The sequence below is a fragment of the Pseudomonas sp. DF11 genome (assembly GCF_058148565.1).
In genome coordinates this window covers 1-470 of record NZ_JBYVYN010000028.1, presented here as the reverse complement: position 1 = coordinate 470, position 470 = coordinate 1, and the positions used below count along the sequence as shown (strand labels likewise).

General features: G+C 64.7%; 1 protein-coding gene. It reads right to left on the bottom strand.

Annotated elements, in window-relative coordinates; genetic code table 11:
• Window positions 1–470, bottom strand: a 470-nt coding sequence (locus AC30D9_RS29385) for a carbon starvation CstA family protein (RefSeq protein ID WP_490145376.1), incomplete at both ends; no start/stop codon positions are given.

The window sequence follows — 470 nt, the reverse complement described above, 5'->3', positions numbered from 1 at the left end:
ACGGTGGTCTCGCCGATGTCCTTGGCCACTGCTTGCAGCGCCTCGGGCGTGATGGCAAAGCCCCAACTGCTGACGGTCTGCGCCACGGCCACCACGTCACCGCCGACGATGGCCGCCGGGCTGTTCATGGCGAAGTACACGCCTGGCTCGATCACCGACGCGGCGACCATGGCCATGATCGCCACGAAGGATTCCATCAACATGCCGCCGTAACCGATGTAGCGGGCATTGGTTTCGTTATCCAGCAGCTTGGGCGTGGTGCCCGACGAGATCAGGGCATGGAAGCCCGAGACCGCGCCGCAGGCGATGGTGATGAACAGGAACGGGAACAGCCCGCCCTTCCACACCGGCCCGGTGCCGTCGGTGAACTGGGTCAGCGCCGGCATTTTCAGCTCGGGCATAGTCACCAGGATGCCGATGGCCAGGGCGACGATGGTGCCGATCTTGAGGAAGGTCGACAGGTAGTCCCG